Origin of the sequence: Arthrobacter sulfonylureivorans, from assembly GCF_022637435.1 — a bacterium.
Classification (GTDB): Bacteria; Actinomycetota; Actinomycetes; order Actinomycetales; family Micrococcaceae; genus Crystallibacter; species Crystallibacter sulfonylureivorans.
Window position 1 is genome coordinate 1,557,302 of record NZ_CP093326.1, and the last position, 20,919, is coordinate 1,578,220.

Annotated in this window: 14 protein-coding genes; 11 read left to right on the forward strand and 3 right to left on the reverse strand. The window is 66.8% G+C overall.

Going from position 1 to position 20,919, the window contains the following annotated elements; genetic code table 11:
- Positions 1-101: 101 nt before the first annotated feature.
- Positions 102-3,899, reverse strand: coding sequence for a multifunctional oxoglutarate decarboxylase/oxoglutarate dehydrogenase thiamine pyrophosphate-binding subunit/dihydrolipoyllysine-residue succinyltransferase subunit (locus MNQ99_RS07480; protein WP_241914994.1), 3,798 nt, complete (start codon positions 3,897-3,899; stop codon positions 102-104).
- A gap of 292 nt (positions 3,900-4,191) precedes the next feature.
- On the opposite strand from MNQ99_RS07480, the gene guaB1 reads away from it, so the two are divergent.
- The 6 genes from guaB1 (at position 4,192) to MNQ99_RS07510 (ending at position 11,161) form a co-directional block, all read left to right on the forward strand.
- On the forward strand, positions 4,192-5,646 hold the full coding sequence (gene guaB1, locus MNQ99_RS07485; protein WP_241914995.1) for a GMP reductase: 1,455 nt from the start codon (positions 4,192-4,194) through the stop codon (positions 5,644-5,646).
- A gap of 295 nt (positions 5,647-5,941) precedes the next feature.
- Positions 5,942-7,282, forward strand: coding sequence for a hemolysin family protein (locus MNQ99_RS07490; RefSeq protein WP_127511425.1), 1,341 nt, complete (start codon positions 5,942-5,944; stop codon positions 7,280-7,282).
- A complete protein-coding gene (locus tag MNQ99_RS07495) occupies positions 7,282-8,340 on the forward strand; it encodes a hemolysin family protein (protein ID WP_241914996.1) in 1,059 nt (352 codons plus the stop codon). The genes MNQ99_RS07490 and MNQ99_RS07495 overlap by 1 nt, the downstream gene beginning before the upstream one ends.
- A gap of 135 nt (positions 8,341-8,475) precedes the next feature.
- On the forward strand, positions 8,476-9,462 hold the full coding sequence (locus tag MNQ99_RS07500) for a metal ABC transporter solute-binding protein, Zn/Mn family (RefSeq protein ID WP_127511427.1): 987 nt from the start codon (positions 8,476-8,478) through the stop codon (positions 9,460-9,462).
- On the forward strand, positions 9,459-10,265 hold the full coding sequence (locus MNQ99_RS07505) for a metal ABC transporter ATP-binding protein (protein ID WP_127511428.1): 807 nt from the start codon (positions 9,459-9,461) through the stop codon (positions 10,263-10,265). The genes MNQ99_RS07500 and MNQ99_RS07505 overlap by 4 nt, the downstream gene beginning before the upstream one ends.
- 2 nt (positions 10,266-10,267) lie before the next feature.
- On the forward strand, positions 10,268-11,161 hold the full coding sequence (locus tag MNQ99_RS07510; RefSeq protein WP_127511429.1) for a metal ABC transporter permease: 894 nt from the start codon (positions 10,268-10,270) through the stop codon (positions 11,159-11,161).
- Positions 11,162-11,210: 49 nt separating this feature from the next.
- Here MNQ99_RS07510 and MNQ99_RS07515 read toward each other — a convergent pair whose 3' ends face one another.
- Positions 11,211-11,645, reverse strand: coding sequence for a Fur family transcriptional regulator (locus MNQ99_RS07515; RefSeq protein ID WP_127511430.1), 435 nt, complete (start codon positions 11,643-11,645; stop codon positions 11,211-11,213).
- Positions 11,646-11,774: 129 nt separating this feature from the next.
- Here MNQ99_RS07515 and MNQ99_RS07520 point away from each other — a divergent pair, with 129 nt between their 5' ends.
- The 4 genes from MNQ99_RS07520 (at position 11,775) to MNQ99_RS07535 (ending at position 15,165) form a co-directional block, all read left to right on the forward strand.
- Entirely contained in the window at positions 11,775-12,434 is a 660-nt protein-coding gene (locus MNQ99_RS07520; RefSeq protein WP_241914997.1) for an MBL fold metallo-hydrolase, read from the forward strand.
- 112 nt (positions 12,435-12,546) lie between these two features.
- On the forward strand, positions 12,547-13,386 hold the full coding sequence (locus MNQ99_RS07525) for a sulfurtransferase (RefSeq protein WP_241914998.1): 840 nt from the start codon (positions 12,547-12,549) through the stop codon (positions 13,384-13,386).
- A 97-nt stretch (positions 13,387-13,483) separates the two neighbouring features.
- Positions 13,484-14,644, forward strand: a complete 1,161-nt coding sequence (locus MNQ99_RS07530; protein ID WP_277883610.1) for an NAD(P)-dependent alcohol dehydrogenase — start codon at positions 13,484-13,486, stop codon at positions 14,642-14,644.
- Between the two features lie 92 nt (positions 14,645-14,736).
- Positions 14,737-15,165, forward strand: coding sequence for an HIT family protein (locus MNQ99_RS07535; protein WP_127511434.1), 429 nt, complete (start codon positions 14,737-14,739; stop codon positions 15,163-15,165).
- Positions 15,166-15,518: 353 nt separating this feature from the next.
- Here the strand turns inward: MNQ99_RS07535 and hrpA are convergent, their stop codons facing one another.
- Positions 15,519-19,535: an ATP-dependent RNA helicase HrpA gene (gene hrpA, locus MNQ99_RS07540; RefSeq protein WP_241914999.1), complete on the reverse strand. Its 4,017-nt coding sequence runs from the start codon at positions 19,533-19,535 to the stop codon at positions 15,519-15,521.
- A gap of 370 nt (positions 19,536-19,905) precedes the next feature.
- Here hrpA and MNQ99_RS07545 point away from each other — a divergent pair, with 370 nt between their 5' ends.
- Positions 19,906-20,901 (forward strand): ABC transporter substrate-binding protein, encoded by a 996-nt coding sequence (locus MNQ99_RS07545; RefSeq protein ID WP_241915299.1) that lies wholly within the window; start codon positions 19,906-19,908, stop codon positions 20,899-20,901.
- The last annotated feature ends 18 nt before the right edge of the window (positions 20,902-20,919 follow it).

Sequence of the window (20,919 nt, forward strand, 5' to 3'; positions counted from 1 at the left end):
GAGTAGCTTTCTGGTTTGACGGGCTGGAGACGGTGCTTAAAAGAACTGTGCTTAAAAGAAAGTGGGCGGGGCGCCCTGCGGCCCCCCGCCCACCATCCTACTTACCGGCGTTCAAAGGCCTTCTTGACCAGAACGTCCTGTTCCACAGCGTGGCGCTTGGCCGAGCCGGTGGAGGTCGCAGCGGAGGCCGAACGGGAAACCAGGCGCAGCGGCTTATCGAGGGCCTCCGGCAGGTACAGACCCATGAACGGCCACGGACCCTGGTTGGCGGGCTCGTCCTGGGCCCAGACCACCTCGGCGTTCGGGTACTTCGCCAGTTCTGCCTTGATCTCCTCGACCGGCAGCGGGTACAACTGCTCCACCCGGATGAGCGCGGTCTTGGTGTCCGAGTTCTTCTGGCGGGCGGCCAGCAGATCGTAGTAGAGCCGGCCGGAGACCAGCACCACGCGGTCCACGTCATTGCCACTGAGGTCCTGGACATCGCCGATGACCGGCTGGAATGTTCCGGTGGTGAAGTCCTCGACCTTGGCGGCAGCAGCCTTCAACCGCAGCAACTGCTTCGGCGTGAAGATGATCAGCGGCTTGCGGGGCCGGCTGTAGGCCTGGCGGCGCAGCAGGTGGAAGTGCGAGGCCGGGGTGGTCGGGTTGGCCACGATCATGTTGTCCTCGGCGCACATCTGCAGGAAGCGCTCGATCCGGGCCGACGAGTGGTCCGGGCCCTGGCCTTCGTACCCGTGCGGCAGCATCAGCACCAGCGAGGACCGCTGGCCCCACTTCTGCTCGGCCGAGGACAGGAACTCGTCGATGATGGTCTGGGCGCCGTTGACGAAGTCGCCGAACTGCGCCTCCCAGAGCACCAGCGCATCCGGGCGTTCCACCGAGTAGCCGTATTCGAAGCCCATGGCCGCGTATTCGGACAGCAGCGAGTCATAGATCCACAGCTTGGCCTGGTCGTCCGAGAGGTTGCTCAGCGGTGCCCACTCTTCGCCGCTCACGCGGTCGTGGAAGACGGCGTGGCGCTGCACGAAGGTACCGCGGCGGGAGTCCTGGCCGGCGAGACGGACCGGGACGCCTTCCATCAGCAGCGATCCGAACGCAGCCAGTTCGCCGAAGCCCCAGTCGATGTTGCCCTCGCGGGACATCTGCTCGCGGCGCTCCAGCAGGGCCTTCAGCTTCGGGTGGACGGTGAAGCTTTCCGGAATTTCCAGATGGGCCTTGCCGATCTTCGCCAGCGTCTCTGTCGAGATGGCGGTGCCGGACGGCACGTTGTCCGTGTCCTCGGCCTGCTGCGAGAGCGGGCGCTCCAGATCGGACACGGCGGCGGAGTCCTTGGTGATGATCGGGAGCGGCGAGGTCTGCGCTGCATGCGTTTCGGCGAAGACGCGCTCCAGTCGTTCCTGGTAGTCGCGCAGCGCCTGGTCCGCCTCGTCCTGCGTGATGTCGCCGCGGCCGACCAGGGCCTCGGTGTACAGCTTGCGGGTGGAACGCTTGGCTTCGATCAGGTTGTACATCATCGGCTGCGTCATCGAGGGATCGTCGCCCTCGTTGTGCCCGCGCCGGCGGTAGCAGACCATGTCGATGACGACGTCCTTGTGGAAGCGCTGGCGGTACTCGTAGGCCATCTGGCCCACGCGGACCACGGCTTCCGGGTCATCGCCGTTCACGTGGAAGACCGGTGCCTGGATCATCTTGGCCACGTCGGTGGAGTACACCGAGGACCGCGAGGAGTGCGGTGAGGTGGTGAAACCGACCTGGTTGTTGACCACAATGTGCACGGTGCCGCCGGTGCGGTAGCCGCGCAGTTGGGAGAGGTTCAGGGTTTCAGCCACGACGCCCTGGCCGGCGAAGGCCGCGTCGCCGTGGATCATCACCGGCAGCACCGGGAACTCGTCGCCCCGGTCCAGCCGGTCCTGCTTGGCGCGGACGATGCCTTCCAGCACCGGATCGACGGCCTCCAGGTGGGAGGGGTTGGCGGCAAGGTAGACCTTGGTCTCGTTGCCGTTGTCGGAGGTGAACTTACCTTCGGTACCCAGGTGGTACTTCACGTCACCGGAGCCCTGGACGCTGCGCGGGTCCTGGGTGCCCTCGAACTCGCGGAACACTTGTGCGTAGGTCTTGCCGGCGATGTTGGTCAGCACGTTCAGCCGGCCGCGGTGGGCCATGCCGATGGCAACTTCGTCCAAGCCGTCGTCGGCGGCGTCGGATATCACTGCGTCCAGCAGCGGAATCAGGGATTCGCCGCCCTCCAGCGAGAAGCGCTTCTGGCCCACGAACTTGGTCTGCAGGAAGGTCTCGAACGCTTCGGCGGCGTTCAGCTTGCCCAGGACACGCAGCTGCTCTTCGCGGCTGGGCTTCGCGTAGGGGCGCTCCAGCTCGTTCTGGAACCACTCGCGTTCGGCCGGATCCTGGATGTGCATGTACTCAATGCCGGTGGTGCGGCAGTAGGCATCGCGGAGCACACCGAGGATGTCGCGCAGCTTCAGGCGGTCGGCGCCGCCGAATCCGCCAGTGACCCATTCCCGGTCCAGATCCCACAGGGTCAGCCCGTAGGTGGTGATGTCCAGGTCCGGGTGCTTGCGCTGGACGTATTCCAGCGGGTTGGTGTCCGCCATCAGGTGGCCGCGGACGCGGTACGCATGGATCAGTTGCTGGATGCGGGCAATCTTGTTGACCTGCAGCTCGACGTCAACCTGGTTGTCCGAGCGCCAGCGGACCGGCTCGTAGGGGATGCGCAGTGCTTCGAAGATCTCGTCGTAGAAGCCCTGCTCGCCCAGCAGCAGCGATTCGATCAGGCGCAGGAACTCGCCCGAGCCGGCACCCTGGATCACGCGGTGGTCGTAGGTGGAGGTCAGCGTGATGATTTTGCCGACGCCCTGGGCGGCAATGGTCTTTTCGCTGGCACCGCGGAATTCGGCCGGGTACTCGAGGGCACCGACGCCAACGATGGTGGCCTGGCCCTTGGACAGCCTGGGCACGGAGTGCACGGTCCCGATGCCGCCCGGGTTGGTCAGCGAGACGGTGGTGCCGGCGTAGTCGTCGGCGGTCAGTTTGCCGGCGCGGGCCCGCTTGATCAGGTCCTCGTAGGTATGCCAGAACTCGGAGAAGTTCATGGTCTCGGCGCGCTTGATGTTCGGCACCACCAGCAGGCGGCTGCCGTCAGGCTTGGGCATGTCGATGGCGATGCCGAAGTTCACGTGGGCCGGCTGGACCGCCGCCGGCTTGCCGTCGATCTCCTCATAGTGGACGTTCTGGCTGGGGAACTGGCCCAGCGCCTTGACCACGGCGTAGCCGATCAGGTGGGTGAAGGAGACCTTGCCGCCACGGGCGCGGGCCAGATTGGAGTTGATCACCACGCGGTTGTCGATCAGCAGCTTGGCCGGAACCGCGCGCACCGTGGTCGCGGTGGGCACGCTGAGGCTGGCGTCCATGTTGGTGGCGATGGCCTTGGCCGGGCCGCGGAGCACGGAGACGGTGTCTTCTTCGGCGACTGCGCTGGGCGCGGACTTGGGCAGCTGGGCCGGGATCGGTGCCGGCTTCGGCTCCGCCTTCGCGGCGGGCTTGGCCGGGGCAGCGGCCGTGTCGGTGGAGGTGTTCGGTGCCGGCTCGTTGTCGGCGGGAATCGGCTTGGTTCCTGCCCGATCCGTGGCGGTGCTCTCACCCGAAGCCTTGGGCGTGTCCTTCACCGGAGCGGGGCGGGACGGAGACTGAGCCGAGGTGGGGGCGGACGAAGCGGCAGCCGTGTCGTTCAAGCTGCCGGCGCCATTGGCCGCCTCGAAGATGCTCCACCATTTCTTGTCCACGGAATTCTTGTCCTGGAGGTACTGCTCGTAGATTTCGTCAACGAGCCATTCGTTACCGCCAAATTCCTCGGGTAGACGAAGGTTGGGATGCTCTGGCACTTGTAATACGCCTCTTCCGTGAGTTGCCGCTTGCCCTGCAGATCACACGCTTCCCTGGCTGCCTTCCGAACCTGCCGTCAGCAGCGGAATTGCGAGTGCGCGTCTGGCGCGCACTAGATCTGGACCAGTAGCCAGTCTAATGACACTTTCGCAACGCAGGCTAATCTTTACCACCCGTGCCGCCGAACAGCACCCCGATTCGTTCCCGGCACCGGTGCCTCTAGACTTGCCGGGGAGCCTGGCCGGTTAACCGCCGGGGAGCCTGGCCGGCTACCGAGGAAAGTGAGCATCCATGCGCCTGATCAACCAGCCGATGACCGACCTGACGTATTCGGACGTCTTCCTGGTGCCGTCGCGGTCCGACGTCTCCTCCAGACTGGACGTGGACTTGTCCGCCGGCGACGGCACGGGCAGCACGATTCCGCTGGTCGTTGCGAACATGACCGCCGTGAGCGGTCGCCGCATGGCAGAGACTATGGCGCGCCGGGGCGGGCTCGCCGTGCTGCCGCAGGATGTGCCGCTCGAGGTGCTCGCGGAGGTCACTGGCTGGGTCAAGGACCGCCACACCGTCTTCGAAACACCGTTGAAACTGACCGTCGGCAGCACCGTCATTGACGCCCTGCACCTGATGGATAAGCGGTCGCACGGCGCCGTGGCGGTGGTGGACGACGCCGGCAAGTGTGTGGGCGTGGTGCGCGCCGAGGACTGCGAAGGCGTGGACCGCTACGCCTCGCTCGAGACCGTGATGGCCGCCCACCCGCTGCTGCTGGAGGCTTCCATGTTCGACGCCGGGGCGGACACCTCGCTGCGCCAGGCCTTCGATTTGTTCGACTCGGCATCGGCGAACTTCGCGCCGGTGGTGGACGACGACGGCGTGCTGCTGGGCGCGCTCACCCGTTCGGGCGCGCTCCGGTCCACCATCTACACCCCCACGCTGGACCCGCAGGGCAAACTGCGGGTGGCGGCCGCCGTCGGAATTAATGGCGATGTCAAGGGTAAGACCGAGGCGCTGCTGGAGGCGGGCGTGGACGTGCTGGTGGTGGACACCGCGCACGGGCATCAGCGCAAGATGTTCGACGCGCTGGACGCCGTGCGCAGCCTGGATCCGCAGGTTCCCGTGGTGGCCGGCAACGTGGTCAGCGCCGAAGGAGTGCGCGATCTGGTGGAAGCCGGCGCGGACATCGTCAAGGTCGGGGTGGGACCGGGCGCCATGTGCACCACCCGGATGATGACCGCGGTGGGCCGCCCGCAGTTCTCGGCCGTGCAGGAATGTTCGGAGGCCGCGCGGGAGCTCGGCGCGCATGTATGGGCCGACGGCGGGGTCCGCTATCCGCGGGACGTGGCCCTGGCGCTGGCGGCCGGTGCCAGCCAGGTGATGATCGGCTCCTGGTTTGCCGGGACGCACGAAAGCCCGGGGGATTTGCTCACGGACAGCAGCGGCCGCAAATACAAGGAGAGCTTCGGCATGGCATCGGCCCGTGCGGTGCAGAACCGTACCCGGCGCGAGGACGCGTTCGAGCGGGCGCGCAAGGCTCTCTTCGAGGAGGGCATTTCGTCCTCGAAGATGTACCTCGACCCGCTGCGTCCCGGGGTCGAGGACCTGCTGGACGAGATCACCGCCGGCCTGCGCAGCTCGCTGTCCTACGCCGGTGCGCAGAACCTGGTGCAGTTCCGCGAACAGGCCATCGTCGGCGTCCAATCGGCCGCCGGCTATGAAGAAGGCCGCCCGGTTCCGCAGAGCTGGTAGCTGTACCCAGGCAGCCCGCGACGGCGGCCCGCCTGCTACGCTAGTGCGCATAATGGACAGCTATTCTAGGAGCCGGTCCGTGACGCGCCCCGCAGGGCAGGCAGCATGCCGCACCGCGGGAGCACAGGCAGCCCAGGCGGCCGCCAGATGCGAGGCGTCACCCAGCACCGGCAAATCCCGTGCACGTGCCCATCACACACTTGCCGCCAACGCGGCCGGTCAGGAGCCCTCTAGTCCGGGCTCGGATGACCACCCTCCATCTGCCCGCCTGATCTGCAGGACGGTGGCGCGCTAAATGGAATGGATCCAAATCGCCGCCGGCATGCTGCTGATCCTCGGAACCGGGTTCTTCGTCGCGGTTGAATTCGCCCTGGTGGCCCTCGACCAGCCCACCGTGCAGCGCGCCATCGACAAGGGCGACCGCGGCGCAGTGCCGCTGATGAAATGCCTGAAGTCCCTCTCCACACAGCTCTCCAGCTGCCAACTCGGCATCACCTTGACCACGCTGCTGACCGGTTTCTTGATGGAACCGGCCATCAGCAGCCTGCTGCGTCCGCCGCTGGCGGCGCTGGGCCTGGCCGAGGCAGTCATTCAGCCCATCGGTGCCGTGATCGCCATGGTGATCGCCACCCTGCTCTCCATGTTGCTGGGCGAACTGGTGCCGAAGAACGCTTCCATTGCCCTGCCGATGGCAGTCGGCAAGCTGGTGGCGCGGCCGCAACTGGTCTTCACCGCCGTGTTCAAGCCGTTCGTGCTGATGCTCAACGGCTTCGCCAACAAGGTGCTCCACCTGTTCGGGCTGGAGGCCAAGGAAGAGCTCTCCGGAGCCCGGACTCCCTCCGAGCTGGCGTCGCTGGTGCGCCGTTCCGCCGAAATGGGCACGTTGGACGCCGGAACCGCGAACTTCCTGGCCAAGACGCTGTCCTTCTCCGGCCGGACCGCGGCCGATGTGATGACGCCGCGGATCCGCGTTGAGTTCGTCGATGCGGACCAGACCGTGGCCGACCTGATCGCCGCGGCACGCCGTACCGGCTACTCCCGGTTCCCGGTGCTCGGCGATTCCCCGGACGACGTCCGCGGCGTCGCGCATATTAAGAAGGCCATCGGCGTCCCGCGCAAGAAGCGTGCGGCCCTGCCCGCGGCCACCATCATGACCGACGTGCTGCGGGTGCCGGAGACCGTGCACCTGGATTCGCTGCTCTCCGAACTGCGTGCCGCGAACCTGCAGTTCGCCGTCGTGCTCGACGAATACGGCGGAACCGCTGGAGTGGTCACGCTGGAGGACCTGGTGGAGGAAATTGTCGGCGAGGTCGCCGATGAACACGACCGGGTGAAGCCCGGAGTGCTGCAGAGCGCCACCGGTAACTGGTATTTCCCCGGTCTGATGCGTCCGGATGAGGTCACCGAGCAGATCCCGCAGCTGTCCGTGCCGGACGAGGCCAGCTACGAAACGGTGGGCGGCTTCATCATGGCCGAGCTGGGCCGGATTGCCGTGGTCGGCGATAGGGTTCCGGTGGACGGCGGCACGCTGGAGGTCGAGCGGCTGGACGGACGGCGGGTGGACCGCGTGCGCTTCATTCCCGATCCGGCAACCGGTGCGGTATTGCCCGATGCCGGCCAGGCAGGTGAGCTCTGATGGCGGCGATGGGTATTTTCTGGTTGGTCGTGTTGCTGCTTGGCAACGCCTTCTTCGTCGGCGCGGAATTCGCCGTCATGTCCGCCCGCCGCAGCCAGATCGAGCCTTTGGCGGAAGCCGGCTCCAAGCGGGCCAAGACCACGCTGTGGGCCATGGAGCACGTCTCCCTGATGCTGGCCTGTGCCCAGCTCGGCATCACCGTGTGTTCGCTGCTGATTCTGAACGTGGCCGAACCGGCCATCAAGGAACTGCTGCTGCTGCCGCTGGAGGGCTGGCTGGGCGTTCCGCATGAGATGTCCTATGGGATTTCCTTCGCCGTAGCGCTGATCGTGGTGACCTTCCTGCACGTGACCTTTGGCGAAATGGTGCCGAAGAACATCTCCGTTTCCGTGGCGGACAAGGCCGCGTTGCTGCTCGCGCCGCCGCTGGTTGCCGTGTCCAAGGTGGTGCGGCCGGTGATCGCCACGCTGAACTGGTCGGCCAACCACATTCTCCGGGCGATGCGGATCGAACCGAAGGACGAGGTGACCTCCACCTTCACGCTGGAGGAGGTCCAGTCGATCGTGCAGGAGTCCACCAAGCACGGACTGGTGGACGACGACGCCGGATTGATCTCCAGTTCGCTGGAGTTCTCGGCCGTCACCGCGGCCACCGTGATGGTGCCCCTCGACCAGCTGGTGACCATCGGCGTCGACACCACTCCGGAGCAGTTCGAGCGGGTGGTGGGCCGGACCGGATTCTCCCGGTTTGCGGTGGCCGACGCCGATGACAACCTGACCGGGTACCTGCACCTGAAGGACGTCATGACCATCCCGGAGGACCGGTTCAATAAGACGATTCCGGTCACCAAGGTCCGCACGCTGGCCAACTTGGCGCTGGACGAGGAAATCGAGGACGCGTTGGGCGTCATGCAGCGGACCGGGTCGCACCTGGCCCGCGTACTGGGCACCGACGGCAGCACCCACGGCGTGCTGTTCCTCGAGGACGTGATCGAAGTGCTGGTGGGCGAGATCCGCGACGAGACGCAGGCCCAGGGCCTGCGCCGGACCGGCGAGTAATCCACTCCGAGGGCGCGGAACTGCTGCGGCGGGTCCGCGCCCTCGGCGCACGGTAATGCGAACGGTTCGCAATGCGCTAAGCTGGAAATCCTTATTGTTATTGATTCTCATCTGTGAGTAGAACCGAGGTCGCCCGTGAGGCACTCCCGTACCACCCCTGTGTTGGCAGGCCTGGCCGCGACGGCACTGTTGCTGTCCGGCTGCGCGGCTGCCGGGGGCGCGGACCAAGCGGACGGCACCTTGAGCGTGGTCGCCTCCACGAACGTCTACGGCGACCTGGCCCGCAGCATCGGCGGCGACCAGGTTGAGGTCACGTCGATCATCGACCGGATGGCCCAGGACCCGCACTCCTACGAGGCAACGGCCCGCGACAAGCTGGCGGTGTCCAAGGCCGACCTCGTGCTGGAAAACGGCGGCGGCTACGACACGTTCATGCACACCCTCGCTGACGATACCGGCGTCGACCACCACAACATCATCACGGCGGTGGAGCTGTCGCCGCTGCCCGGGGCGGAAGACGAGGCGCCGCACGATCCTGCGGCCACAGACGCCGACGCCGGCCACACGGGCCACGGCCACGCGGAGCACGGCCACGGCGGCTTCAACGAACACGTCTGGTACGACCTGTCCACCATGGCGAAAGTGGCAGACACCGTCGCCGCGAAGCTGTCCGCGCTGGACCCGGAGCAGGCCGACACCTTCAAGGCCAACGCCGGGCAGTTCCAGGCCGGACTGGACAAGCTGCAGGCCGAGGTGGACGGACTGGCCGCAGCCGCCGGCGGGGAAGCCGTGGCGGCCACCGATCCGGTGCCGCTGCACCTGTTCGATGCCCTGGGGCTGGAAAACAAGACCCCCGACGACTTCATGGAGGCCGCGGAGGAAGGCAGCGATGCATCCCCGCAAGCCCTGAAAGAAGCCGAAGACCTGGTCACCGGCGGGTCGGTCCGGTTCGTCGCCTACAACGAACAGACCGAGGGACCGCAGACACAGCGCCTCCGCCTGCTGGCGGAGAAGGCGGGCATCGCCGTCGTCGATTTCACCGAAACTTTGCCCGAAGGCCAGGACTACCTGGGCTGGATGGCGGCAAACCTCCACGCCGTGGAGAAAGCGCTGCGCGGATGAGCGGGGCCACGACCGAGGCCGTCCGCCTGCAGGGTGCTTCGCTGTCCTTCGGCAGGCGCGTGTTGTGGCATGACCTGGATTTGACCATCAAGCCGGGGGAGTTCTTCGCGGTGCTGGGTCCGAACGGTTCCGGCAAGACCAGCTTCCTGCGCGTGTTGCTGGGCCTGCAGCCGTTGAGCCACGGCACGGCCGAGATCAACGGGCGGGGGCTGGAGCGCGGCAGCCGGGACATCGGCTACATCCCACAGCAGAAGACCTTCGCCCCGGAGACACCGCTGCGGGCCCGCGATCTGGTGGGCCTGGGCTTGGACGGCCATCGGTGGGGCATCCGGCTGAACGCGCGCAAACATCGCAGGCGGGTAGACGAACTGCTGGAGATGGTCGGTGCCGAAGGGTACGCGGAAGCCCCGGTCGGGCAGCTTTCGGGCGGCGAGCAACAGCGGCTGCGGGCGGCCCAGGCGCTGGCATCCGACCCCAAAGTCCTGCTCTGCGACGAGCCGTTGCTCTCGCTCGACCTGCACCACCAGCAGGCGGTCAGCGCGATGATCAACCGGCAGTGCCATGAAAAGAACAGCGCCGTGGTCTTCGTGACGCATGAAATCAATCCCATCATCGACTACGTGGACCGGGTGTTGTACCTGGCCGGCGGCCAGTTCCGGGTGGGAACGCCGGAAGAGGTGATGACCACCGAGGTGCTGTCGCGGATGTACAACAGCCACGTCGAAGTCATCCACAACCAGGGCCGCATCATTGTGGTGGGCCTGCCGGACGCCACCACGCACCAGCACGGCGAGGGGGAGTAGGCATGGACCTCTCGGAGCTGCTGAACGCGGTCTTCAATTTCAGCGATTACGCCGAGTTGCTTCCGCTGGTGCGCAACTCGCTGATCGCCGGCGCCATCCTGGGCCTGGTCGGCGGCCTGATCGGCGTGTTCGTGATGATGCGGGACCTGGCGTTTGCCGTGCACGGTATCGCCGAGCTGTCCTTCGCCGGGGCGGCCTTTGCCCTGCTGATCGGCGCCAACGTGGTGTTCGGATCGCTGGTGGGCTCGGTGATAGCGGCAGTCGTCCTGGGCGTGCTGGGCATGCGCGCCCGGGACCGTAATTCGATCACCGGTGTGATCATGTCCTTCGGGCTGGGCCTGGGCATCCTGTTCCTTTCGCTCTACGAGGGCCGCTCCGCGAACAAGTTCGGCCTGCTGACCGGGCAGATCGTGTCCGTGGATACCGTGCAACTGAACCTGTTGGCCGCGGGGTCGGCGGTGGTGGTCTTGGGGCTGCTGGCCATCTGGCGTCCGCTGACCTTTGCCAGCGCCGATCCGGACTTGGCCGAGGCCCGCGGCGTGCCGGTGGGTGCGCTGGCGATCGTATTCATGTTCCTGCTGGGTCTGGCCGTGGCGCTGTCCATCCAGGTGGTCGGTGCCCTGTTGGTGCTGTCGCTGGTGATTACCCCCGCGGCCGCCGCGCTCCGGGTGAGCAGTTCGCCGCGGGTGGTGGTGCTGCTGAGCGTGCTGTTCGCCGTGACCGCAACGCTGGGCGGAATCCTGCTGGCTCTCGGCGGCAGCCTGCCGATCAGCCCCTACGTGACCACGATTTCGTTCCTGATCTACGTGGTGTGCCGGCTGGCCGGCGCCCGGCGGCAGCGCCGCGGCAGGGTGGGGCGGCGCACCGAGCCCGCGGTGAAGGTCAGCGCCGGATAAGCACCGGGAGTACTGGGTTACAGCGCTGCGGGGCTACGGGGCGATGGCGTTACTGGGCGGCGCTGCATTCCGGGCACAGCCCGTACATTTCCACGGTGTGCGCCACCTGCGTGAAGCCGTGCTCCCGTGCCATCCGCGCCGCCCATTGCTCCACCGCAGGAGCCTCGATCTCCACGGTCTTGCCGCAGTTCCGGCACAGCAGGTGATGGTGGTGATGCTCGACGGCGCAGCGCCGGTAGACCGCTTCGCCCTCGCCGTTGCGCATCACGTCCAACTGCCCGTCGTCGGCCATGGACTGCAGGATTCGGTAGGTGGTGGCCAGGGAGACCGGCTCGCCGCGTTCCTGCAGCAAACGGTGCAGTTCCTGGGTGCTGACGAAGTCCTCCAGGCTGTCCAAGGCGGTGGCCACCGCTACCCGCTGGCGGGTGACTCGCTGCTCCGGACCGCGGCGCTGCGCCTGCGGTTTGGCTGACGGGACGGACATGGCCGCTTCGGCTCCTTGCTGCTGGTTCTGGACGCCCGTGGGCTCTTTCCAGCCTACCAGCAGGCCTGATTTGCCGGGCCGGCGGGGCCGCCATACCGCCTGACGCCCGGCGCGGTTAGGGTTGGTGCCATGCAGCTGACAAAATACACCCATTCCTGCGTCCGGCTCGAAGAGAATGGGCACATCCTGGTGATCGATCCCGGCAATTTCTCCGAGGTGGAACAGGCTCTCGACGGGGCCACCACCGTCCTGGTGACCCACGAGCACGCGGACCACCTGGACCGGGACCGGGTGCTGGCCTTGCTCGCGGAGACGGACGGAATGCAGCTGTACGCTCCGGCTTCGGTTGCGGCCGAGCTCCGAGCGCTCGCCCCGGCGGCGTCGGCGCGGATCCACGCCGCCGAACCTGAGACGGAGTTCGTGGTGCCAGGGTTTAGCATCCGCACTTTCGGCGGCCAGCATGCGTTGATCCATCCGCACATTCCGGTGGTGGCCAACATCGGCTACGTCATTAATGACAATCTGTACCACCCGGGGGATTCGTTCATCGTGCCGCACGGGCTGATGGTGAAGAACGTGCTGGTGCCCATCCACGCGCCGTGGTCGAAGACGGCCGAGGTGATCGACTTTGTCACGGCCATGCGCGCCGAGCATGCCTACCCGATCCACGACGCCGGGCTCAGCGACCGCGGCCTGCCGCTGGTGGAAAAGCACGTGACGCTCTTCGGCGGCCACTACGGCACCAGCTACCGGCACCTGTCGCCGGGGGACAGCGTGGAACTGGCCTGACCGTTGGAGCAGGCGGTGTCCGGGCGGACGCTTGGCCCGGTACCCGCCGCTGTGATGGACTGGCCGGACACCGGCGGGCAACGACGCCCGCCAGCAGTCAGGAGGAGATCTCATGAGGACTCTGATGGACGTGCAGACGCTGCGTGAACGGATGATCTCCGGACAGCGCACCGTACTGCTGGATGTCCGCTGGAAACTCGGCGACCGCGACGGCGACGGCCAACGCCGCTACCGCCAGGCCCATATCCCCGGTGCGGTCTACGTTGACCTGCCGTCGCAACTTGCGTCCGCGCCGTCGGCGGCCGGCGGACGCCACCCGCTGCCGGAGCCGGAGGCCTTCCGCGAGGCCGCACGGGACTGGGGTATCAACAACGACGACGTGGTGGTGGCCTACGACGACAACGGCGGCCTGTCCGCCGCCCGGGTGTGGTGGCTGCTGCGCGACGGCGGCTTCGACGCCGTGTACCTGCTCGACGGCGGACTGGCCGCGTGGCGCGCCGAAGGGTACGAACTCGACAACGGCGACGAGCTGGCATCGCTGGGAAACGTCCAGCTGGGCAGCGGGCGAATGCCCCGTCTGGAGCTGGACGACGTGCTGGACTTCGCCGGTACCTCGCTGTTGCTTGATGCCCGCGCCGCCGAGCGCTATCGAGGTGAACAGGAGCCGGTGGACCCGCGCGCAGGGCACATTCCGGGCGCGGTGAATGCGCCGACCACGGAGAATCTCGCCCCCGGTGGACAGTTCCTGCCCGCCGCGGAACTCGCCGCGCGGTTCAAGGACCTGGGCGCCGACGGTCGGGACGTGGCTGTCTATTGCGGCTCGGGTATCAACGCCGCGCACCAGATTGCGGCCTTGGCCGAGGCAGGCATCGATGCGGCCTTGTTTCCCGGTTCGTGGTCTCAGTGGTGCGGGCATCCGGACCTGCCGATAGCCACGGGCGCCACGCCGTGAACGGCAGCCGTCCGGCGTCGTGCACCACGGAATCCGGAGCGTCACACACGGTGCGTCCCGGTGGCATGGCGGTCCGGCAAACGGTAGCGTCGGGCTCATGACACTTGGCCGTCCGGCACCCCCGCCGCTGGGAAAACCGCTTTCACCGGAGCAGGAACAGTTGGCCCACGCGGCCGCGGACCGGCAGACATCGAGGAGCAGCATGAACACGGCCTCGGCCTACGGAGTGGAGGCCCCCGATTCCGGGCTGGTCCCGCTTCAGGTTGAACGCCGCGACCCGGAGGCGCACGACGTGGAGATCGCCATCGCGTTCTGCGGCCTCTGCCATTCCGACGTGCATACCGTCCGCGGGGAGTGGCGCGAGATCGACTACCCGCTGGTGCCCGGCCACGAGATCGTCGGCCGGGTCACCGCCATCGGCCAGGACGTGACCCTGCACGCCGTGGGTGACCTGGTGGGCGTGGGCTGCATGGTTGACTCGTGCCGCGACTGCGCCGCCTGCGACGAGGGGCTGGAACAGTACTGCGACAAGGGCGCGGTGGGCACCTACGGCGCCCGCGACCGGCGCCACGGCGGTGAGGTGACGCAGGGCGGATACGCAACCTCCGTCGTCGTCGATGAAAATTTTGTGCTGCGGATGCCGCCGGAGCTGGATCCGGCCGCGGCGGCACCACTGCTGTGCGCCGGCATCACCACGTACTCGCCGATGCGCTATTTCGGCGTGGAAGCCGGCGATTCCGTCGGCGTGGTGGGGCTCGGCGGGCTGGGGCATATGGCCGTCAAGCTGGCCAAGGCCATGGGCGCGTCCGTGACGGTCTTCACCAGCTCGCCGGACAAGGCCGATTCCGCCCGTGCGCTCGGTGCCGACCACGTGGTGGTGACCGGCGATGACGAGGCGCTCGCCGCAGCCCGACGCAGCGTGGACCTGGTGATCGATACGGTGTCCGCGGCCCACGACCTGGCGCCGTACTTGCGGACGATCCGGCGCGACGGCGCGCTGATCCAGCTGGGTGTGCCGCCCGAGCCGATGCCGCCGGTGCCGGTCAACCTGCTGATGCGCCACCGGATTGCCTACGGCGCATCGAACATCGGTGGCATCGCCGAAACCCAGGAGATGCTCGATTTCTGCGCCGAACACGGGATTACCGCCGACGTCGAACTGGTGCGCGCCCCGGAGCTGAACCAGGCCTATGACCGGATGGTGGCCGGCGACGTTGCCTACCGGTTCGTGCTGGACATCGCCTCGCTCAACGACTGAACCTTCGCCGGTCCACGGATCCGCTGACCGCTGCCCAACTGACTGACTGACTGACCTACTTACTGACTTACTGACTGATAAGGATTGCGTACATGAGCACACTCTTCACCAAGATCATCGACGGCGAGATTCCCGGCCGCTTCGTCTGGAAGGACGACGAGGTGGTGGCCTTCCTGAGCATCGGTCCGCTCGCGGACGGCCATGCGCTGGTGGTGCCGCGGCAGGAAGTGGACCGCTGGACCGATGCCCCGGCCGAACTGCTGCAGAAACTCATGGCGGTCGCCCAGACCATCGGCAAGGCCCAGGTGGAGGCCTTCGGCGCCGCCCGTGCGGGCCTGATCATCGCCGGTTTCGAAGTGGACCACCTGCACCTGCACGTCTGGCCGTCGAACTCGGAGGCCGAGTTCGACTTCAAACGCGCCCAGCAGAATCCCGATCCGGACGTGATGGAGGCATCAGCCAAGCGGCTTCGGGCAGCGCTTCGCGACGCGGGCCACGGGGACTTCGTCCCGGCCGACTGATCCGGTGCTTCGCCTGGTAGCGCCGGGCGGACATCGCCCGGGCGTCGCGGCTGCCCGCGAGGTCAGGGCTTGGCGTCCAGATCACCCTGCGTCGTCCAGATGTGAGGCAGCAACCCATGACGTGGGCGCCAAACCCTGTGGTGACGCTGAGAGCAGGGGCAGCAACCCCTGAGGTCGAGGCCTGCCCCTGACCTCGGGCCCTGCCCTCGCGGCCAGCCCCTGACGTGGGCGCCAAACCCTGTGGTGACGCTGAGAGCAGGGGCAGCAACCCCTGAGGTCGAGGCCTGCCCCTGACCTCGGGCCCGGCCCTCGCGGCCAGCCCCTGACGTGGGCGCCAAACCCTGAGGTCAGCGTCAGCCGGCGAGGGCCTCGTGCAGGGCTGCCCGGACGCGCTTTTCGGAGACCGAGAAGGCCGTGCCCAGCTCCTGCGCGAAGAAGCTGATCCGCAGTTCCTCCAGCATCCAGCGCACCTTGTCCAGTCCGGAACCGTCCAGGCTGCCCGGTTTTAGGGCCGCCCGGGCGTCGTCGTACTCGTCTTCGAGCCGCTGCACCACGGACATCTGCTGTGCGTCCCGGCCCACGGCCGTGGGCAGTTTCTGCAGCCTGCGCTCGATGCCCTCCAGATAGCGCGGCAGTTGGCTGAGCTGTGCGTAGCCGGTAGCGGCCACGAATCCGGGGTAGACCAGCTGCTCCAGTTGGCTCTTGATGTCGGAGAGCGGGCTGATCAGGGCCAGGCTGGCGTTGGACTTCAGTTCCTTCTGGATCCGCCGGGCGCTGGAGAGGATTTTTTCCACAATCGCGGTCACGGTGAAGACGGTGTCGATCAGCTCGGCGCGGACCTGCTCGTACAGAGCATCAAAGCCGGCCTTGGTGAACGGCAGCTCGGCGGGGACCAGCTTGTCCACCGCAGCCTGGGTGCAGTCATCAATCAGCGACGCCACCGAGCCGTGCGGGTTCTGCGTGAAGGTCAGCTTCTCCGTGTTGTTCAGGTGGTCCAGCACATACCGCTGCGGCGAGGGAACGCGCAGCACCAGCAGCCGGATGACGCCCGAGCGCATGGCCGCCTGCTGGCTCGCCGGGGTTTGGAAGACCCGGACACCCGCGGTGGCGCCCTCGTCCACCAGCGCCGGATATCCGGTCACGGTGTGGCCGGCCACCTCGCGCTTGACCTCGCGGGGCAGGTCACCATCCGGCCAGGCGGTCAGGCCGCTGCGTTCCTGCACGCCACCGGTAGTCAGCCCGGGGGAGGCCGACGGTGGTGCGCCGGCACCGGGGGCGGCTCCGGCCGCGGCTCCTTGCCGGCCACCGTGCTTGCCGTGTTTCTTGCCGGCGGCGCCGCGGCCCTTGTCCGGCGACGGCTGGCCCGGTGGTCGACCAAGGCCGCTCGCGGCCGCGTGGAGACCCGGCGTCGCGCCCAGGGACTCGGCGATGGCCCGCCGGTTGGCCGGCGCCAGTTCCTGCTGCAGCTTCGCCAGGTCCTTGGCCTCGTCCAGCACCTTGGCCTTGCCGTCCAGCACCTGGAAGGTCATCCGCAGGTGCGGCGGTACGGTGTCCCAATTCCAGGAACCGGGCGGGATGATGTGCCCCTTCAACCGGCGCAGCACCAGTTCCAGCGAGGGCTCCAGCGCATCCTCGGCCGGGTTGAAGTCCGCTGCCAGGGCTGCCGCCGCGCTCCGGGCCACGTCAGGGGCCGGGACAAAGTTCTTGCGGATCTGCTTAGGCATCGACTTGATCAGCGCTGTCACCAGTTCCACCCGAAGTCCGGGGATCTGCCAGCGGAAGGGGGCTTCGTCCAGCTGGTTTAGGAACAGGACCGGCACGTGCACGGTCACGCCGTCGGACGGATCCGGGGTCGCGCCCGGTGCCACCGGCGAGAATTCATAGCTCAGCGGAAGCTCGAACGACCCCTGCTGCCAGGTCTTCGGGAACGCCGATGCGTCCAGTTCCTCGGCGTCGGCGGCCAGCACCGCGTCCGGATCGAAATCGAGCAGGGTGGAATCGTCCGCGCGGGCGTCCTTCCACCACTTGTCGAAGTGCCGTTCGGAGACCACGTCGGGTCCGATCCGCTCGTCGTAGAACTCGAACAGTGTTTCGTCGTCCACGCGCAGGTCGCGGCGGCGCATCCGGGTTTCCAGTTCCTCCACCTCCGCCAGCAGCCTGCGGTTGCGGTGGAAGAACTTGTGGTGCGTGCGCCAGTCGCCTTCCACCAGGGCGTGGCGGATGAACAGCTCGCGGCTGAGCTCACGGTCGATCCGCCCGTACTGGATCCGCCGTTGCGGGACAATCGGCACTCCGTAGAGCGTGACTTTCTCATAGGCCATCACCGAGCCCAGCTTCTTGGACCAGTGTGGCTCCGAATACGTTCGCTTGCACAGTTGCGGCGCAATCTCTTCGGCCCACGCGGGGTCGAAGGTAGCCGCCACCCGGGCCCAGAGCCGCGATGTTTCCACCAGCTCGGCCGCCATCACCCAGTCCGGCGACTTCTTGAACAGTGCCGAGCCCGGGAAGATGGCGAACCGGGTGCCGCGGGCGCCGGCGTATTCGCGTTTACGTTCCTCATACGCGCCGATGTGGCTGAGCAGGCCGGCCAGCAGCGACTTGTGGATGTCATCGTGCTTGCCGGTGGGGTCCACATCCCGCCCGGACTCCAGCGTGATGCCCAGCGGCTTGGCAAGCTGGCGCAGTTGCGCGAACAGGTCCTGCCATTCCCGGACCCGTAGGTAGTTGATGAACTCGGTGCGGCACAGTTTGCGGAATTGGGTCGAGGAGAGCTCCTGCTGCTTCTCCTGCAGATAGCGCCACAGGTTCAGGACGCCGGTGAAGTCGGACTTCTCATCCACGAAGCGCTTGTGCTTCTCGGTGGCCTGCTGCTGCTGGTCCGTGGGACGTTCCCTCGGGTCCTGGATGGTCAGCGCCGCCGCCAGCACCATCACCTCGCGCACGCATCCGCGCTGGCCGGCTTCCACGATCATCCGGCCCAGCCGAGGGTCCACCGGCAGCAGCGCCAGTTTGCGCCCGACGGCGGTGAGTCCGCCTTTCGCCGCCGCCCCGCCTTTGCCGCCGGGTTCGGGCAGGGCGCCGAGTTCGCGCAGGAGCGTGACGCCGTCGTTAATGGCACGGGTCTCGGGCGGCTCCACGAACGGGAACGCCTCAATGTCCTTGGAGTCCCGGGCAACACCCATGGCGGTCATCTGCAGGATGACGGCGGCCAGGTTGGTGCGCAGGATTTCGGGGTCGGTGAATTCCGGCCGGGAGTCGTAGTCCTCTTCGGAATAGAGCCGGATGGCGATCCCGTCGCTGACACGGCCGCAGCGGCCGGAGCGCTGATTGGCCGAGGCCTGCGAGATTCGTTCAATCGGCAGTCGCTGGACCTTGGTGCGGTGCGAGTAGCGGGAAATGCGCGCCGTGCCGGTGTCGATCACGTACTTGATGCCGGGAACGGTCAGCGAGGTCTCGGCCACGTTGGTGGCCAGCACAATCCGGCGCTGGCCTCCGTGGGAGAAAACGCGGTGCTGCTCGGCGAGTGAGAGCCGGGCATAGAGGGGTAGGATCTGGGTGCCCGCCAGCCGGCGGTTGGTCTTGATTCTGGCCGCGAGGGCGTCGGCGGCATCGCGAATTTCGCGCTCGCCGGAGAAGAAGACCAGTATGTCGCCGGGTGCTTCTTGGGACAGTTCGTCCACTGCATCGCAGACGGCGTCGAGCGGGTCCCGGTCTTCCTCCAGTTCGTCCGGGTCCGGGTTGTCGGCGTCCGAGTCCGCTGGCTGGTTCAGCGGGCGGTAGCGGATCTCCACCGGGTACGTCCGGCCGGAGACCTCGATGATGGGCGCCGGGTCGTCGTCGCTGCCGAAATGACGGGCGAATCGCTCCGGATCGATGGTGGCCGAGGTGATGATCACCTTCAGGTCTGGGCGCTTCGGCAGGACGCGCTTGAGGTAGCCCAGGATGAAGTCGATGTTGAGGCTGCGTTCGTGCGCCTCGTCGATGATGATGGTGCTGTATTTCTTCAGCAGCTTGTCGTGCTGGATCTCGGCCAGCAGGATGCCGTCGGTCATCAGCTTGATCCGCGTCTCCCGGCCGACTACGCCGGTGAAGCGGACCTGGAAGCCCACTTCCTCGCCGATCTTCACATCCAGCTCTTCGGCAATTCGCTCGGCCACGGTTCTGGCCGCCAGCCGCCGGGGCTGGGTGTGGCCGATCAGACCCTTCTCGCCCAGGCCCAGCTCCAGGCACATTTTCGGGATCTGGGTGGTTTTGCCGGAACCGGTTTCGCCGGCGATGACGGTCACTTGGTTTGCGGCAATGGCCGCCATGATGTCCTCGCGCCGCTCGGAAACGGGCAGGGCCGAGGGATACGTGATATTCACAGCCATGATTGATCACAGTCTAACGGCTGGACCGGCGGCCCCGGCCCGGCCGGACGGGGAGCCAGGGCAGCCAGCCGCTGGTGGACGAAAATAACTATCCGGCGACATAGGGACGCAATTTGTCCGGCGGGGGAGACGAATCTCATATGGTTGTCCTGACCCCGCGGTTCTGATTAGACAATGTGACTCGGTTCACAGGTAAGATCTTCAGGACGCTTTCCGCAGGGATCGCCTGCCATATCTCCGGCGCCGATGACGCTGCCGTGTGTGGCGGACCGCAACAGCTGCGCCGGGGAGGGGCAGCACGGCGGAAATGTGCCGGACTACCGGCACATGATGGACATTCGAAAGGAACACCGTGAAGAAACGTTCGACCATGTTCGGCCTGGGTGCAGGCCTGCTGGCCACCACCCTGCTGGTTTCGGCATGCGGCAACTCGGCATCGTCCGAGGGCAACGCAGCCGATGGCGCCACCGAATCCGTAGAAATCGGCATCAGCCAGATTATTTCGCATCCGTCCCTGGACGCGGCGAGCGAAGGATTCAAGAAGGCGCTGGCCGACAATGGCTACGTCGATGGTGAGACCGTGACCTACGACGAGCAGAACGCGCAGGGCGACCAGGCCACGGCCACCTCCATCGCCGGCAAGTTCGCCAGCGACAAGAAGGACCTCATCCTGGCGATCGCCACGCCGACCGCCCAGGCGGCCGTCCAGGCCATCGTGGATACCCCGATCCTGTTCACCGCCGTCACCGATCCGGTATCCGCCGACCTCGTGGAAAGCATGGACGCCCCGGGTTCCAACGTCACCGGTACGTCCGACCGCAACCCCGTCGAAGAACAGTTGGCCCTGGTCAAGGAGCTGAACCCGGACGCGAAGTCCGTGGGCATTGTCTACTCCTCGGGCGAGGTCAACTCCGGCGTCCAGGTTGAGTGGGCCAAGGAAGCCGGCAAGAAACTGGGCCTGGAGATCAAGGAAGCGGCCATCTCCAACTCGACCGAAGTCCAGCAGGCCGCCGAGTCGCTGGACGTCGACGCGTTCTACGTCCCGACCGATAACGCCGTCGTTTCGGCCCTCGAGTCGCTGATCCAGGTGGCCGAGTCCAAGAAGATCCTCACCATCGCCGCCGAAGGCGACTCGGTGAAGCGCGGCACGGTGGCCACCTACGGCATCAACTACGAAAAGCTGGGCTACCAGACCGGTGAGATGGCCGTAAAGATCCTCAAGGGCGAGGCCGAGCCGGCATCCATGCCGGTGGAGACCCAGACCGAGCTGGAACTATACGTCAACGAGGCCGCTGCCAAGCGCACCGGCGTCACGCTGCCCGATGGCTTCACTGCCAAGGCCAAGGCCGACCACGTCTTCAAGTAAACCCGAAGGCATTTCCAG